Origin of the sequence: Alginatibacterium sediminis (assembly GCF_003610775.1) — a bacterium.
Lineage (GTDB): Bacteria > Pseudomonadota > Gammaproteobacteria > Enterobacterales > Celerinatantimonadaceae > Alginatibacterium > Alginatibacterium sediminis.
The window spans coordinates 317,866-334,208 of the sequence record NZ_RAQO01000005.1 but is presented as its reverse complement, the minus strand read 5'-3'; the positions used below and the strand labels follow the sequence as shown (position 1 = coordinate 334,208).

Sequence of the window (16,343 nt, the reverse complement as noted above, 5' to 3'; positions counted from 1 at the left end):
CTTAAATGTTAGAAGCTTAACGGTACATAGCAGTTAAATTAGGACCAGCCTTAGCTGTATGAAAATTCCCTAGGGCTTTTCAAAGGCGTACTTCGCATCAACAATATTCCCTTTCCAAACGAGCTCCAGACTATCATTATCATACCACCCTACCTCGCCATACTGTGGCACTTGCATTCCTTCCACCTCTTGATAGCTATCAAACCGCCCCTGCCACGCAACTTTTTTGTACTTGCCGCCAAATCGTCCAAACCTGCCGTCGCTATAAATACCCGTAATTTCACCGCTCTCATTGAAGCGAAACTCTAATGATACGCTTGTCCCATTGTGAGTTAACGTAGCGAGCGCGGAATTCTCATCAATCGCAGACCACTGTACTCCCGATTGCGGCAGCAAAGCAGTAGGATACCAAACCGCCTCAGCCAAATAACGATGCAAAGCACCGGAATTAAGTTCTGTAACATTGGCATCTGATGCGACAACAAAACAAGACAATAGGCTAACCCGCCCAGAGCCTGCGCCTGAGATGTAGCTATCCAACACGCGAACATGGCTGGCCAAAGGCATTTTAACTTTGGCATTCCACAAAAACGATTTTGAGAGTGGCATGACAATCTGTGAAGCAGTGAAGGCGGGCCAACTTTGACTTGCGGTAGATGTTCGTAATTGACCTGTTTGCTTAAAGGTCGCTGTCTTTATCAAATGCTGGGTGTCGCCCAGTACATGCTTAAAATATCGAGTAACCGGTATAGGAAGATTGTTGATTGAATCAAAATCAATAGTGCCCTTGTCCCGAGCAACAGCGTTTTCTGTCATTGATCTTAGCATCTGCTTGAGATGAGAGGACTCGCGAGCTCGGCCAAGCAATACAGCAGTCAAGACGACCCCGCAACTAGCGATTGCAATCCAAATACTCATGACTAACTATCCTTACATTTGGCCACTTATTCGCTAACCACTAAGGTGAAAAGTTGCATCAGCTGTCCATTTTTGTCTGTTACGCGCTAAAGGACTACGTCTTACATTGCTCAACTCCAGCGCCGCTTTGTTTTGCCAGTAGAGAGCTGTTTGCAATCGTTTCCTAACTGCCGATCGTGATGCTACTTGTTGTTTTCGTGAATAAAGATACCATCGAATGGAAAGTTCTAAGCTTAGTATAAACAACAATTCGAAGCTGCTCTTAACATTCGTAAAAACCATCAGCAATCCATTCGATATATATATACTTACTCACTCAAAGCATTTGAATTCCCGCATTATGATAAGCCTAAATCAAGAGCACGAAACAGACATTGTCTGCAATTACATTTAAACAAAGGTCTAATCATGAAAAACAAATTAATAGTTTCAAGCATCCTCGTTCTAACAACGTTAACTAGCGCCGGAGCTTTCGCTGCTGCTGGATTCTCTTCAGGTCAAACAGCTCAGAGCACTCAATCGTCATCGGTAGGTTTTAACGGGAACTTAGCTACCCCGGATACCGTTAAAGCGGCTTCGCAAGCCAGAGATGATTCCTATGTTACGCTCACCGGCAATATCATTGATCAAGTGGGACACGAACTTTATACCTTCAGTGATGGCACAGGCCAAATAGTGGTCGAAATTGAAAATGAAGATTGGTATGGCATCAATGTAACTCCAGAAACGAAGCTAACTATTCAAGGCGAAGTTGATCAAGGTTGGACGACAGTCAAAGTTGATGTTGACCGCATTCATGTTGTCAACTAACAACTAGCGTTTAAGCAGGAGCAAGTCGTCACCTTAGAAGCTGAAGGCCGGTGTATAATTACCGCTTTATTCTCAAAAAATAATGCTATTACCATACCAACAGGACTAAAAATGAAGCCCCTTACTCGACAACGCGAGCAAGGGGTTTAAAGATTTATACCAATCCCATTATATTTTTGGTCTTTTAGTTGTTGTACTAAAACGCTTAGCTTTAGGATATTAGCGGTCTAATGACAAGAGTTATGACAACAAGATTGGTGTTTTAGTCAAACAATAGTGATCAATAAATTACTGTGATTGGTATTAATCCCAAAGAACTATACCGTCTTTTCTATCGATGATTTGAGTAACTGCAATGAAGCCTGAATTTGCTCCAGCGGTGCAGCAAAATTCATACGGTAGTAGTTTTCGTTAGTTTCACCAAACCAAGTTCCCGGAGTTAAAGCTAGTTTTGCTTGCTGAGTTAATAAAAATTTCAGCTGGCTTGAATCGAGCTCTAAGCCTGAAAAATCAAACCAGATTTGGTTGGTTCCCTCGGGTTTAAAGGTTTTGACTTGCCGCAGTTCATTAGCCATAAAATCAACAATCCAATTACGCACGTTTTGAGTGTAAGCTAAAAACTCTTCAAACCACGGCTTACCATGCTGATATGCAGCAATGCTGGCAGCTGTCGTAAATGCGTTACCATGATCAAGCGCCAAAGAATTCGACGTTGCTTTTATCTTCTCCCGTAGGGCTTCGTTGTCGCTGTAAATATAGCCATTGGAAATGCTATTTAGTCCAAAGTTTTTCGCCGGCGATCCAATAATCGTTAAGCTATTTTCATAGTTCAATGACGCTATTGATGTAAAGCTTGCTCCCTCAAATACGATGTCTGCATGTATTTCATCACTTATAATAAGCACTTGATATTGTCTCGCAATATCGACCATTTTTTGTAACTCCGCTTTAGTCCACACTCGACCAACTGGGTTATGTGGATTGCAAAGTAGCACCATTTTTACGCTGCCATTTTTTAGTTGGCGTTCAAAATCTTCGAAATCAATAAGGTAGCGATCATCGTCTATTGATAGCGTGTTACTCACGACTTTTCGCCCAGCTGATACGATTAGACGGCGGAACTGATGGTAAACGGGCGTCTGAATCAAAACACCATCACCTTCATTGGAAAAATCGCGTATCAACAACGCAATGGCGCTCAGTACGCCGGGCACCTGCACAAAATGTTCTGCATCTAATTCCAGGCCATGTAACTCTTTATTCCATTTCGAAATAGCTTTAAAAAGAGTTTTAGAATCAAATTCATAGGAATAAGACTCTCGGCTTACCAATTGCTGCATGGCTTGGCTTATGGCTGACGCAATTGGAAAGTCCATATCTGCAATCCAATACGGCGTCAGCTCTTCGCTGCCATAGATTTGGCTTAGCATATCACTATCGCGCTTTACAAATTTATCATCAATATCACTACTGCTAGGGCTAGTTCTAAACATTATTTTTCCAGTAATTAAGTCTGTACTACTTAGACGCAGCACTTATCAAAAAGACGCAAATTATTGCGCATTAATTGCTTAGCATTAAGGAATCTAGAATACCTTTGCCACTATGAATTCCTCCTTCATTCTCACTCGCAGGCTTGCTTCGAATCAAATATCCCGCGTATCCATCCATTTCGGTAACCGGTTCTCCATCATAGAAAGCAGTAAACAAACCAATTTCACTGACAAGGTCATTGATCTGCGTTTGAACACCGTCGCGAACTGCTATCGTTGGCAGTTCACGCTCATGGGGATACAAACGTAACATTAAGGCCCAAGCGTCATACTCTTGCGTTGGAAGATGCTCCAGCTTTTTAACGATATCATCTCCAAATACGCAATGACCGCCGCCCTCCCCTTGGTTTTTTAGTACCCATTCTTGCTTTGTAGCCTGGCTGTTAAACCAATTTATAGTCTCTTGGTTTATCGGTTTCATGTCAGCCAATACGCTTTTAACTAAGCGAGCTTGTTCAAGATCTAAATCCCAACGAGCGAAGTCTTCAGCTGGCATCATGGTGAGTAACATTTGCATCGTTTTACTGCTTGCAAGTTGCTGACTAAACGTGGCGTTGACCGCAACATAGTGCTGTTCAATGAACAATCGAGTTTGGCTCAAGGTCTGACAACAAATGGCTTCTTCACCCGGCGCTAAATAGTAATCAGAATACTGATAGCCAGCTCGCAGATACACCGCATCTATTGCTCCCACTCCGTCTAAAACTAAGCGTTGGTTTTCGCCGGTCGACAGCTGGGTACTTAACTGCTCGAAGGTACGCCTCACTGTTCTTAAGCCTTGTTTGTTCAATGCAACTTCTAACAAGTGTTGATCATAAACATTGTCTTCATTATCTTGAATAACCATCAAAAAAGTCGGCTTACTTTCGACTACCTTGTGGCTTAGCGATACTTGTGTTGTAAAGCTCGCGTTTACTTTCTTAGCCGCTATCGAAATACCGTAGGCAAACTGATCCAGTCCATGATTTTCCGCTGGAGTCGAAACGCTTTCGTCCAAGAAGTGAGCAGATACTTGTGGCCATTGTTCGCGTAAAAATGCATGAAACTCTGTGCCACGCTGGCCAAAGGGCGCCATCCCTGCTGCAATACCATTAAACTCGATGACTTTTGCCCCATGCTGACGATCATCCATAAAATCTGTGCGCATCAGCAAAAGCGGTTTGCGTGCGGGTAAAAGCCTATGCGCCGCATCTCCATGTGCTTGTTGATGCAAAGAAAACAAACGACCAATAAACGGATCTGCTTTTGCTACATCGGCAAGTTGTGCTTGCAGAAAATCATGATCTTCAGAAACATTGTTAATCAGCTTGGTGATAAGCGGTGTCACTTTTTGTAAATGCTGAAATACCTCTCGCTGCATTGTTATGGGTGCAATACTAAATGGGCAGTGCCGCGCACTGTTGTCGGCTTGGCGAAAAGCGACGCCATGCATAATCGCCCATTGAGTCGCTTCTTCTATAATCTGAGCAGGGATAAGGGGGTTAGTTGAGCTGTTCATGGATACTCCAAAATTCTAATCACTAATGCAAGATTGGATTCAAGCGCCCATTCATCGCTCGTTCACCAAATGACATAAATAGGAAGTTTTATACTTGTGAGTCGCGTAAAGCTAACACTTACGCTGTGTATTAGATTTTTTAGGCAAGTAGTCGGTGATGCCCTCTCGCCCGATTTCAAAGTCACAACAGGCCATCATTTGTTCTCTAAACTTAACGCGTCCTCGCTGTACCCGACTTTTAGCTCCCGAAAGCGACAATCCAAGTTGGTCAGCAATGTCTTGCTGCGACACCCCTTCAAGCTCTGCCAGACGCAGGGGAGTTGCATACTTTTCGGATAGCTCGTCAATCAACGGGCCTAAACATTGCGCCAACTCTTCTCGCGCTTGTCTGCCGGTGTCGGATTCTTCAGCAACAAGATCCTCTGGCAGTTCATCGAATGGCTGTCGAGTTCTATAGAAGTCCATGATCGTGTTATGAGCAATACGGTAGAGCCAAGCTTTTAGGCTGCCCCTTGATTTCAATTGATGCAAATTGCTACTAGCTTTGATGTAGACATCTTGCAGAATGTCATCAACCGCATCGACATCATCAATGCGTGTTCGAACGTAAGCACCAAGTTGTTCTTTGTGATTTTGCCATTCCGAAATCATACTCACGCAATCTCTACTCTAATAAATTTCCAATACTCAGACAAAGACGCAGCTAGTTGTCAAAAGATGCAGATTTTAAAAACTATTTTTGACCTGTGCTTTCGAATCCGCGCTAACTTTAGTTGTGTAATACCTTATACAACTTTAGCACAGCGGCTTTCGTGCATTAGTAAAGAGATAAGGCTTAACGATATGAAACACTGATAAACGTAAGGAGTAGACTAAATTGTTGTGCGCTGATGAATCATTAATATCGAAAACCAAACGTCGAGCCACTTAATGATCGGACCCGATATGTACCAAAATATCAGTCAGTCTAAGTGACTCAAAGCTCTCAAGTTATTGCTTCACTTAAAAATTTAGGAAGTCGTTTGTTTTCTCAACCATTCTAAAATGGCATGGTTGGTTTGTTCGGGCTTTTCTTGCTGGATCCAGTGGCCGCAATCGAGACTGATCACATCAGCATTGGGAACAAACTCTGTAAGTTTTTCAAACTTAGGGATCACATCACGATCGCCGTAAATCATAAGCGTAGGGTGCTCAATAATAGGATTAACCGCTTCCAATAGTTGCCAGTTCCGGTCAAGGTTTCGGTACCAATTGATGCTACCGCTAAAGCCAGTAGATTCGAACGCTTTGACAAACACCGCCAACTCGCTGTCGCTCATAATAGGCATGCCGCTGGCTTGTTCCGCTCTGGCAAGGTTGATCATCACCATACCGGGCTCGGGCTCACTTTGCGGCACATTTTTCCGGTACAGATTACGCAAAAACTGAAAAGTATTCTCATCTAATACTGCGTCTGCGACGCCTGGTTGACGGTTAAAATGGACAAAATAATTATCACCACCAAAGAATTGTTCCATGAAGGCTATCCAAGGTATGGGTCCACGTTCTTGGTAAGGCAAACTTAGGTTTATTACTTTGTTGATACACTTTGGATGCAATAAGGCCAAATTCCAAACCACCATTGCCCCCCAATCGTGGCCAACAAAGGTGGCATTTTGGTAACCGTAGTGGTCAAGTAGTGCCACCAAATCACCGGTTAAGTGTTCAATGTCATAGTCTGTCACTTCTGTAGGACGAGATGAATTACCGTAACCGCGTTGATTTGGAACAATGACATGGTAGCCCGCACTGACAAGCGCAGGTATCTGATAACGCCAAGAAAAAGCATGCTCTGGCCAGCCATGACAGAGCACGATAGGCCTACCTACATTCTCCCGACCGGCTTCGAAAACTTCGAGTGTTATACCGTTTACTGAAACAAGCGTGGGTTTGGGGAAATCTATGGGATCAAACATTTAGTCATTCCTTAATCAAAAAATTGTTGATGCGCATTACAAGTGACAAAACTACTTGCTGACGCGGACAGACAATTTATATAACGTAATGGTGACAAATACTGGCACCATTGAATGGTAAGCTTAGAAAATGAATATTCGACTACGACAAGATGCTATCGTTCGTCATCTTAGACGCAACGGTACGTCGACCATCGCTGAGCTGGCACAGGAGGTTGAAGCCTCTAGACGAACAGTGTTACGAGATATTAGTGCCCTGCGCGATGAGGGCTTTGTGATCAACGCTGAACCCGGACGCGGGGGTGGACTGCAACTTGATCCAAGCTCCGTACAAACCACGGTGAGGCTCTCAGTCGCTGAGGTGTTTGCACTTCTTATCAGCGTTGCATCCATGTACGCAATCGGAGGGGTTCCGTTTTTGGGGCTGGCAGATGTTGGGCTGGCTAAAATTGAAAAATCATTGCCATCAGACAAACTGCGCGATCTACGCCGCTTACTTGATTGCTTATACATTAGTAAACTTGCACCGCAAGTTGGGATCGCTGACATGGGCGAAATGGACCCGATGCTGCTGCCGACCTTTGAGACGGCTTTTTTACAGCAGCTACGTTTGCGCTTTGAGTATTGCGACGCAAAAGGAGTAGAAAGCATGCGATATGTTGAGCCGCAAGCGATGCTTATTTTGCCCCCACTTTGGTATTTGGTGGCTTGGGATCCAACACGCGAAGGCTTTCGTCATTTTAGAATGGACAGGATCCGTTCACCAGAGTTCGTAGAAGGGACAACATTTCTAAGGCGACATGTGCCCTTTGAAGATCACGTATCCCCACTTCGCAATCTAGCTCGCTGATGTTAGGTAAATTAGTACGATTTAGTATATTTACAATTAAATTCAGTCGCTTACCAGATATTTTATGATTCTATTATTCGAGTTCAAATTGTCGACAAACAAGGTATTTTTGCTATGGTTAGTAGATGAAACCGTTTATATACGCGTAAGTTTATTCTCGCCAATACTGGTGATTAGGGATACAAAAATGATGGCAGTTTGTAGTTATTGTAAAGTTGCTTTGATTGGTCTGCTCTTTTTTTCTCAACCGGTTTTTGCAACAACGACTGTTGTTTATCGCTCTCCAGAGAGTGAAGGCGATGTACGTTATCAATACGACCTAGAGCTACTTGAGTTGGCTCTCCAGACAACCAAATTAACCGATGGTGACTATAAGCTAATCCCAAGTGCGAATATGAATTTTTCGCGAGCAAAAGCAATACTGAATAAAGATGAAATAGAAAACTTTATAGTAAAACTTAGCTTCGAGCCTGCTTACAATACACATTTTGCCTATGCACCTTTCCCGGTGGACTTAGGGATTGTTGGCTACCGAGTCTGTTTTACCAGTCATAAATTACTCGAGGATCTGAAAAAGGTCAGAACAAAGACCGACTTACTTAAATATAGTCAAGGCGTGGGCCATGGTTGGAGTGATGGGAAGATATTACAAGATAATGGCTTTGAAATAGTTAGCATCTCGCGCTACGAGAATTTATTTCGCATGGTAGCGGCTAATCGTTTTGATCTATTTTGTCGCGGTATTAATGAGGTGCTCGAAGAGTTCAATTCGCATCTGGATCTTGATGGTTTTGATTTAGAACAAAGCTTTGCAATATATTACCCTTTGCCAAGATTCTACTATGGTCATAAAAACAGTGCGCCGCTGCTCGAGCGGATTGAACGCGGCCTCAAAATTGCGTATCAAAATGGTACGCTTCAAGAACTATGGAAAAAGCATTATCAAGAAAGTATCGAATTCGTCAAATTAGACCAAAGATACTTGTTCAAGTTAGAAAACAAGTTCGCGCAGGATCTCGACCCTAGCTATAAGCAATACATTTATCACGCGCAACTTAAACAACAGTGACCATATCATTTTGCTAATGCCAAACGCTGTACAAGCTTATCTACCCAGGTATGCCCGTTAGAAACTGAAGGCAAACCGAGGGTATATCGACCATGGAAGCTTATTGATTAGCAATGCTATTCTCTACGCTAAAAGCTTAGTAGGCCACACCGATACGTTGGCGTGGAAATTGATTCGTTTCTAGCTCATCAATCATCGCAAGCGCGTAATCGCTGACTGAAATTCTGCTGTTGCCTTCTTCATCTGTTAGCAACGTATCTCCGCCTTTACGGTAGCTTGAGCGCTTATCACCGGGAAATATATCTGCTGCGGGGCTAATAAAAGTCCAGTTTAGTTTGCTTTCGGATTGCTTGAAGACCTTAAGTGCTTCGCCTTGGGCAAGTGCTTCGTTTTTATAATCAGCAGGGAAATCAGGAACCGTGACCAATGGTACGCCAGGGGCTACTTCGAGGGAGCCCGCACCACCAACCCAAAGTAAGCGTTCTATACCCAGACTTGGCAATGAAGCCAAAAGTTTTTCAGCTGTGTGTTTTACAATGTCATGATTCCCAATGGCACGGCCACCTATCGATGCAATCACCGCATCAACTCCCGATAGCGTATCAACTATATTTCCATCGCCACTTAATAGATCAAACTGACGAATTTCGATATTTTCTAATTCTACTCGGCTAGGGTCTCTGACGACGGCAACTACCGTGTGTCCTCGTGATTGCGCTTCTTTTGCTATGTGACTACCAATCCATCCTGACGCGCCTAATATTGCAACTTTCATTTTACTTCTCCTATGAATTAAGTCTGTTTCTCGACAGCCATTGCAGTTTAATAGATCACTATACAGCGATAAATATCACCAAATGATGTAGATTGTATCGATATAGCTTACTAATAACGTAATTTACTTATGTAACACTACGCTTTATGTGAATGAACTTAGCAGACCATAGTAATGACAAACAAAGGAACGTGGGATGGACAAATTAACTGCGATGCGGAGTTTTGTAGAGGTGGCCAATAGTGCCAGCTTTACCCAAGCTGCGGAGCATCTGGGGTTTAGTCGGCTCCAAGTATCACGCCACGTCCAAGAGATTGAAGCTTGGTTGAAGCAACGCTTATTGCATCGTACAACGCGCAAAGTAAGCTTGACGACAGCCGGAGAGGATGCGCTGAAACGTTGTGAGAAAATACTACATGAAACCGCAGAGCTAGAACTCACGGCATTAAATCAAACCGACCAACTTTCAGGCATTATTCGTATTGCAGCTCCGATAGGGCTAACTCAGAACATGTTATTGGAGGTCGTTGAGCAGTTTACTGACTTGCACCCAAATACAACAGTTGAGCTATTTGCTTCAGATCATTTTGCGCATCTGGTAGACGAAAGAATAGACATTGCACTTCGTTATACTGATCAACCTGACGATAGTTTGATCGCCCGAAAACTAATGGAGATCGAGCATGTGGTATGTGCTTCTGCCGAGTATTTAGCGAAGTATGGTGAGCCGAGCACGCTTGATGATCTTAAAGAACACAACTGCTTTAGACACTTAGAGACTACTTCTTGGACGTTTGTTAAAGATAATCAATACAAATCTGTTGAGATTAAGGGAACCATAAAAGCAAATGATGTTGCCGTATTAGCCAATGCAGCACAGCACGCAAAGGGTATCGTTAGTCTTCCTTGCGACTTAGCCAATCCATTAATTAATAGTGGGAAACTACAACCAATCCTGCGTGATTTTATCGTGCCCAGCAGTGCGTTATGGGCTGTTTACCTATCTCGTAGTTACCAGTTACCCATTATCCGTCAATTTATTGATTTTGTTGCTCAATCTTGGAGTTCAGATATTCGAGTCGGAGACGCTTAATCTAGGGAAGTTTACGCTAAAGGAGTAACAAGACTGCCTTTATAAAGAGGGTTGCCTTGTTATTTAGTTGTATGATTCCATTTAGATAAGACAGCCATGAAATATTGCCCGCTGATTTACCGTTAGTAAAGTCCTGAAAGCTAACTCAGCCACGTTAGTACTTTTTCAGGTTTAGGGATCCCTCCTGCGTGCACTACTTGTTCATCCATAACCACTCCAGGTGTAGACATAACACCGTAGTTCATAATCGTTTCAAGGTCAGTCACCTTTTCAACCGAAACTTCAAGATCTTGCTCTGCAGCGATGGTTTCAATTAACTTGGCTGTGTTAACACAGTTTGCGCAACCAGAACCTAAGACTTTAAATACTTTCATGTTTATTTCCTAAAATTGCCAGAATGGTAAATTAAATATCCAACCCATTACCGTAAATGCGCTCAGTAATAGACCAAAGAGTATCCCCAACAACTTCCATTGCATTACTTGTTTTAGCATTACAAACTCTGGAATGCTCGCTGCAACAGTACTCATGCAAAAGGCCAGGGTCGTGCCGATAGGTAAACCATTTTTGAGCAAACTTTCCATAATCGGAATCACGCCTGTTGCGTTAGAGTAAAGAGGGATACCAATCAGTACGGATGCGGGTACTGACCACCACTGCCCTGCCCCTAAATGAGTTTCAATCCATCCGTCGGGTACAAAACCATGTAATCCTGCGCCAATCCCTACCCCAATAAACACCCATTTCCACACTCGGCCAACAATACTTATCATTTCTTGTTTAGCAAATTGATGACGATAAGACATTGTTATTACGGACGGGTCGTTATTGGTGTGGTTGTTTTCATAACTGCTCTGCTGAGTCTGGGCCTTATGCATCGCTTTAGCAGCAAATGGTTGTAGCCAGCGATGTGCTCCTATTCGATCGAGCAACCAACCGCTAAATATCCCTATAAGCATGCCAACCACCACATACATAAGCGTGAACTTCCAGCCTAGTAAGCTAAACAACAGTAGTACTGCAATTTCGTTGATCAATGGGGAAGTAATTAGAAAGGCCATGGTAATACCCACCGGGATACCAGCAGTTGTGAAACCAAGGAAAACAGGAATGCTAGAACATGAACAAAACGGCGTAATTGCTCCGAAAAAACTGCCCGAAACGTATCCAAAGATACGCCGTTTTCCGGCCAAATAATGACGAACTTTTTCAACATTAAGTGACGCTCGAAACAGGGCAATGACGTAAATCATGACCACTAATAGCACCAAAATTTTACTGCTGTCTTCAATAAAAAAATGAGTGGCATCAGCCAGCTTACCGCCTTGCGGCATATCGAATAGCTGGTAGGTCATCCAGTCGGCAAGATGCGTAAAAACCTCAAACATTTCAGCCCCTCAAAACTATTTTATTGTCCCCTCTATAGTGAAGACGAAGCAGAGATAAAAAGGATGCAGAATATTCAATATTTAAATGACTCTTGAGTTGGTTAAAAGAGCTAGAACCAAATTTTAGGCAAAGCAAAAGTCAGACGGTCTAATTGGCGATTTATGACCTTATGAAACACCTGTAGTGGCAATTGTTGATGGCTATGCACGCTGTTCTTCGATACCTAAGGTGTACAAAAATGAAAGCTATTCACCATGCGCTTTATCTATAATATTTTATAGACAAGCGACATCACCATAGTGTTATCTGAACTAAGTTCGGCCGTTCTTGATTATCATTTGGTTGCGGTCGTAGGAAATGGCCTATTCCTTAAAGAAACAACAAACGCGCTGTTGCTCATCAAACTGTATATGACATTGCTTTTGCAGTATGGTTTTAAGCTTTTTCCTTGCACGTTGAATTCGTGATTTTGTTGCAACTATAGTCAGGCCATGTTCGCTGGCAAAACTCTGCTGGCTCATCCCTTGCAAATCACATTGCTGAATAATCTGACTCTCACTTGGGCTAAGTTTGTTCAAGGCTTTGGGAATGCACTGTGCCAAACTATCGATGGCATATACCTCTTGCTCCACCCATAAGGGCTCATAATCCAATAAAGGCAAATTTTGCTCTTGGTTCGCTTTACGCTGCCTATCGACAAGCAAGTTGCGTGTAACTCTATACAACCACGCACGCTGGTTCAAAATGTCACAAAAATCCTGTTCTTGCTGCAAGGCTTTTAAAAAGGTGTCTTGTAGCAAATCAAAGCTTAGCTGCGGATCATTGGTATGTTTAAGTAGCCAATGGTAGAGCTCAGATTCAGAAAGATGCCAGGTCTCCATTAGACATGGCACTGCTGAGGATGGTGTTGATGGATTGTATTTACGCATAATGCTGACATCTCATTCTTAGTGCGCCCTTAACCCAATCGACTTACTTAAGTTTAGACAACAGAAAGTAACTCTGACTCTTTTGCTGATGATGAAGCTCGCTCTTACTACATAGAACAGGGTCAGCTTTGGTATTTAGTCGCGATACATACTAATTAGTTGTGTGGCCTCTGCAGAATTTTTAACACTCGTAATGCCCGAAAATGGCGATATCTAAGCGGCCAAAATAAATACTATATTGTTGGTTTTGGTCTATAAGTGTCAACGCGCTATAGTTAACCCAGATAAAAATCTTGTTATGCTTACTCTATACAATATTCAGAAATCGACTGAATTATCCGCTTTTCGAGAACAACATTCCCAGCCCACCACCCCTTAGAATCAACAGGAAACCCTGTAAATTGGCACTTTTCACGATACATGCCATATAAGTTGCTTCGGATAGGTACGCTATAGCGACTAGCATCATCTTTTCTAGAAAAATACATCTTATAGGTTTCATTACCAACTTTATCTGAATGATACCCAACTCCATGTACATATAGAGTCTCATTGTTAGCTGCAAACCAATATGTCGGCCATGCCATAATATTAAAGCTAAACCAAGTGAGGAACATCATAAAGAGAAAGTAAACCAAGAGCATAATGCCATCTAGCTTTCTTTTTCTAAAATTATTGAGTAACAAGACTAAAACAACTATCTCAACAGGGATTACAAATACATATATAAAGCCCTTAATCAACTCACTTGCAATGTAAGGAACAAATGTAAAACTGATAAATAATGAATAGGTAATAATCAGATAGATTAAAGCTCGAAAATATATGATGCCATGTCCCTCGAATAAAAATGTGTCACTTTCAAATTTTGCTTAGACAGTTACGTTCATAGTACGACGAAACTAAATGCTTGTTAAAGCACAACGAATAAACCACAATTATTATCAGTGTGATCTAACTAAGGTAAACTTATTACTTCTGTCAAATTAACTATCTAGACAGAATTGCGACCACGAACAGCCATCCAAAGATAAGTAAAGCTGCAAGTCTGCCAAAAAAATACAATTTCGGCAGTCTTGCTATTTAGCAATATGATTCTATTTAAAGACGACACCTACATACATTTAAATCGAGCAGAATATCATTCGCGACCAGAGACAACTATCGGTGACTTGTTGCTTTTAATTTTTCCATTATTGAGCATAAATACTCCCAGCCAAACAAACCAAACGATTTGACTTACACCAAATATTTCAGTGAGCACTTCAGCAGGATAAATAGTTAAAACACCAACAATGCCAACAAACATTCCAAGGTAGATAAGCGCAGTGCTAAATTGTTTTCCTTTTAAAGCTGCAACACTTAACAGTAGAACCCATAAACCTCCAACAATTTCATTTCCACCCCCTATGCCTTCAACTACATAGTTAATAGTCCGCCAGATTGTCATCGCTTGTTCTGGCTCCTTGACTGATAGTTCTATAGATGCAGCTAAACCTATATTTGAAATCATCCCACTAGCAATCACCATGCCCACCCAAATAACTCCAAAGATTGAAGCTAATTGTGAAAGGATTGGAGAGTTGACCTTCAAGCGCTCATGAAGTGCCAAAATTAATATAGCCAAAAGCATTCCAAATAGTACATACATAGTGAAATATACAACAGACAAGATAATCTGATTTTCAGCTAGAAAAAGAAACTGTTGTATTGAGTCAGCATCTGCGGGGTAACTCCAGAATGCACCAAAAAATACGAATGCGGATATGTATATAGCACCCTCAAGCAGTGCTGCGATTCCACCTAATTTTTGAAGACTATTCACGATGTTATTTCCTTATATTATGTGAGGCTTTGATGCTCAGAAGGGCGCCAAAATCTGTCTTTTCTGTTATCCGAGTGTCACTATTTTTTTTTGCCCTGCCGCTATAGCTATCCAAGGACAGAGTCAAATTCTCGCTGTTATGGGCGCTTAAGTCGTCCGAGACTATAAGGGCGGACACTTTTTTGTGTTTTAATCGAACAAGAGACAGTACACTTATTTTGTTTTCCCACACGTACAAACAGTTATAATAAGAGGAAGTGATCTTGGAAGATCTTGTTGTGCTTGTGATTGCAATGATAACACTTGGACAAATCGGCTTTTGTCTGCCTCAATTCCTATTACGTGCATTTCATACCCAAACCTATTTACCGCTAGCGATTTTCTTTGTTGCTAACGCTGTTATCACCTTAGGTCCCCCGGTATTTTTACTATTTCCTGAATGGGACACGATTTACATCGCTTCAATATTTCCGACCTGGCTTCTTCTTGGCCCTGCATTTTGGTTGTATGTAGAAGGACTCACTTCAGAGACACCGTGGCGCATGCAAGCTAAACACACTATCCAGCTCATCCCCTTCGTCTTGGGCCTAGTTGTTTCGGGCTTAATAGTTAGTTTACCGCCGGATATGCGTCAGACTATTTTTAGCGCTGAAGCGGATATTAGTAGCGGATTTCCTCTTGTCGTAGTTGTAAGCATGTTTCTGGTAATGCTACTTTGGGCTGCGCAATCGACTTACTATGTTATTCGGATAGTTATTCGTCTATCTAAATATAGGAAGCAACTAAAGGACTTATTCGCAAGTAATGAACAACGAGAATTAGGTTGGTTGAGCTGGGTATTAATTATCATCGCAGGAACTTGGTTTCTTTCCTTTGCAAGCTTAATGTCAACATTACTACAAGACTACCCATTGTTTGGTTATAGGATTGGTTACCTACTATTGCTGATCCTAGTTTGGACTTTAGCCTATTGGGGATTGAGACAAAAACCTGGATTTGAAGGACGATATATAAATAAAACATCTGATATATCTGAGCCTATAAACCCTGATTCAGTAATAGATAAAAAATATGACCGTTCTGCTCTTAGAAAAAACCAAGCCCAGCGTATTGCAGACAAAATTAACGCGACAATGGAACTTGAGCAGCTGCATTTGGACCCAAGTTTATCATTGCATAAGCTTGCACAGCACCTTGCTATCTCCCCGAACTATATATCCCAAACATTAAATGAAACCATGGGAACAAACTTTTTCGATTTTGTAAATAAATGGCGAGTCGAAACGGCTAAACCCAAAATAATCGCAAATGAAGACACCGTGTTAAACATCGCCATGGAAGTTGGTTTTAATGCGCGTTCATCTTTTTATAAAGTGTTTAAAAAGGAAACCGGTAAAACTCCTACTGAGTTTCGCAAGTCGCACTATGCTCAAACAAGCTTGAACGCAGAGTAAACACAATAATAATGTCTCTGATAACTTCGCTGCTGTTTCAGTATTATCATTTTTATAGCAAAACTGGCATTAATAAGTGCTTGGTCAATGATCACTTTTGTTCGTTTTAAGACCCTCTGCCTAGTTTCGTTCAACTGATGCTCAGGATCATGAGGGCGTTTCCCCACACCTAGGCGACACTCGATTTATTATTTAACCCGTAATTGGCAAAAATGAGTTAACCGG

16 protein-coding genes are annotated in these 16,343 nt (G+C 42.0%); 5 read left to right on the top strand and 11 right to left on the bottom strand.

Annotated features, from left to right (window positions below; genetic code table 11):
* Nucleotides 1-69: 69 nt before the first annotated feature.
* Entirely contained in the window at nt 70-918 is an 849-nt protein-coding gene (locus tag DBZ36_RS09890) for a DUF6544 family protein (protein WP_199711823.1), read from the bottom strand.
* Nucleotides 919-1,326: 408 nt separating this feature from the next.
* Between DBZ36_RS09890 and DBZ36_RS09880 the strand changes: the two genes are divergently transcribed.
* Nucleotides 1,327-1,728 (top strand): YgiW/YdeI family stress tolerance OB fold protein, encoded by a 402-nt coding sequence (locus DBZ36_RS09880; RefSeq protein WP_120354779.1) that lies wholly within the window; start codon nt 1,327-1,329, stop codon nt 1,726-1,728.
* Nucleotides 1,729-2,045: 317 nt separating this feature from the next.
* On the opposite strand, the gene DBZ36_RS09875 is transcribed toward DBZ36_RS09880, so the two are convergent.
* The 4 genes from DBZ36_RS09875 to DBZ36_RS09860 form a co-directional block, all read right to left on the bottom strand.
* On the bottom strand, nt 2,046-3,221 hold the full coding sequence (locus tag DBZ36_RS09875; RefSeq protein WP_120354778.1) for a MalY/PatB family protein: 1,176 nt from the start codon (nt 3,219-3,221) through the stop codon (nt 2,046-2,048).
* Between the two features lie 70 nt (nt 3,222-3,291).
* A complete protein-coding gene (locus DBZ36_RS09870; protein WP_120354777.1) occupies nt 3,292-4,779 on the bottom strand; it encodes a glutathione synthase in 1,488 nt (495 codons plus the stop codon).
* Nucleotides 4,780-4,890: 111 nt separating this feature from the next.
* Complete coding sequence (gene sigZ / locus DBZ36_RS09865) at nt 4,891-5,430, bottom strand: RNA polymerase sigma factor SigZ (RefSeq protein WP_120354776.1); 540 nt, start codon at nt 5,428-5,430, stop codon at nt 4,891-4,893.
* Nucleotides 5,431-5,789: 359 nt separating this feature from the next.
* Nucleotides 5,790-6,734 (bottom strand): alpha/beta fold hydrolase, encoded by a 945-nt coding sequence (locus DBZ36_RS09860; RefSeq protein WP_120354775.1) that lies wholly within the window; start codon nt 6,732-6,734, stop codon nt 5,790-5,792.
* Between the two features lie 130 nt (nt 6,735-6,864).
* On the opposite strand from DBZ36_RS09860, the gene DBZ36_RS09855 reads away from it, so the two are divergent.
* Nucleotides 6,865-7,584, top strand: coding sequence for a helix-turn-helix transcriptional regulator (locus DBZ36_RS09855; protein ID WP_120354774.1), 720 nt, complete (start codon nt 6,865-6,867; stop codon nt 7,582-7,584).
* A 187-nt stretch (nt 7,585-7,771) separates the two neighbouring features.
* Nucleotides 7,772-8,653 (top strand): type 2 periplasmic-binding domain-containing protein, encoded by an 882-nt coding sequence (locus tag DBZ36_RS09850; protein ID WP_120354773.1) that lies wholly within the window; start codon nt 7,772-7,774, stop codon nt 8,651-8,653.
* A gap of 136 nt (nt 8,654-8,789) precedes the next feature.
* Here the strand turns inward: DBZ36_RS09850 and DBZ36_RS09845 are convergent, their stop codons facing one another.
* The gene (locus tag DBZ36_RS09845) at nt 8,790-9,428 is read right to left on the bottom strand and encodes an NAD(P)-dependent oxidoreductase (RefSeq protein ID WP_120354772.1); all 639 of its coding nucleotides are present in this window, start codon (nt 9,426-9,428) and stop codon (nt 8,790-8,792) included.
* Between the two features lie 196 nt (nt 9,429-9,624).
* On the opposite strand from DBZ36_RS09845, the gene DBZ36_RS09840 reads away from it, so the two are divergent.
* On the top strand, nt 9,625-10,521 hold the full coding sequence (locus DBZ36_RS09840; protein ID WP_120354771.1) for a LysR family transcriptional regulator: 897 nt from the start codon (nt 9,625-9,627) through the stop codon (nt 10,519-10,521).
* Nucleotides 10,522-10,661: 140 nt separating this feature from the next.
* Here the strand turns inward: DBZ36_RS09840 and DBZ36_RS09835 are convergent, their stop codons facing one another.
* From DBZ36_RS09835 to DBZ36_RS09815, 5 genes are all read right to left on the bottom strand, one after another.
* The gene (locus tag DBZ36_RS09835; RefSeq protein WP_120354770.1) at nt 10,662-10,895 is read right to left on the bottom strand and encodes a thioredoxin family protein; all 234 of its coding nucleotides are present in this window, start codon (nt 10,893-10,895) and stop codon (nt 10,662-10,664) included.
* A gap of 9 nt (nt 10,896-10,904) precedes the next feature.
* Nucleotides 10,905-11,909 (bottom strand): permease, encoded by a 1,005-nt coding sequence (locus tag DBZ36_RS09830; RefSeq protein WP_120354769.1) that lies wholly within the window; start codon nt 11,907-11,909, stop codon nt 10,905-10,907.
* 363 nt (nt 11,910-12,272) lie between these two features.
* Nucleotides 12,273-12,839 carry a sigma-70 family RNA polymerase sigma factor gene (locus DBZ36_RS09825; protein WP_120354768.1) on the bottom strand — a complete coding sequence of 189 codons (567 nt, stop codon included), beginning with the start codon at nt 12,837-12,839 and terminating at the stop codon, nt 12,273-12,275.
* A 302-nt stretch (nt 12,840-13,141) separates the two neighbouring features.
* Complete coding sequence (locus DBZ36_RS20515) at nt 13,142-13,582, bottom strand: hypothetical protein (protein ID WP_120354767.1); 441 nt, start codon at nt 13,580-13,582, stop codon at nt 13,142-13,144.
* 398 nt (nt 13,583-13,980) lie between these two features.
* On the bottom strand, nt 13,981-14,664 hold the full coding sequence (locus DBZ36_RS09815; RefSeq protein ID WP_120354766.1) for a DUF4386 family protein: 684 nt from the start codon (nt 14,662-14,664) through the stop codon (nt 13,981-13,983).
* Between the two features lie 263 nt (nt 14,665-14,927).
* Here DBZ36_RS09815 and DBZ36_RS09810 point away from each other — a divergent pair, with 263 nt between their 5' ends.
* Nucleotides 14,928-16,118 (top strand): helix-turn-helix domain-containing protein, encoded by a 1,191-nt coding sequence (locus tag DBZ36_RS09810; protein ID WP_120354765.1) that lies wholly within the window; start codon nt 14,928-14,930, stop codon nt 16,116-16,118.
* Nucleotides 16,119-16,343 lie beyond the last annotated feature (225 nt).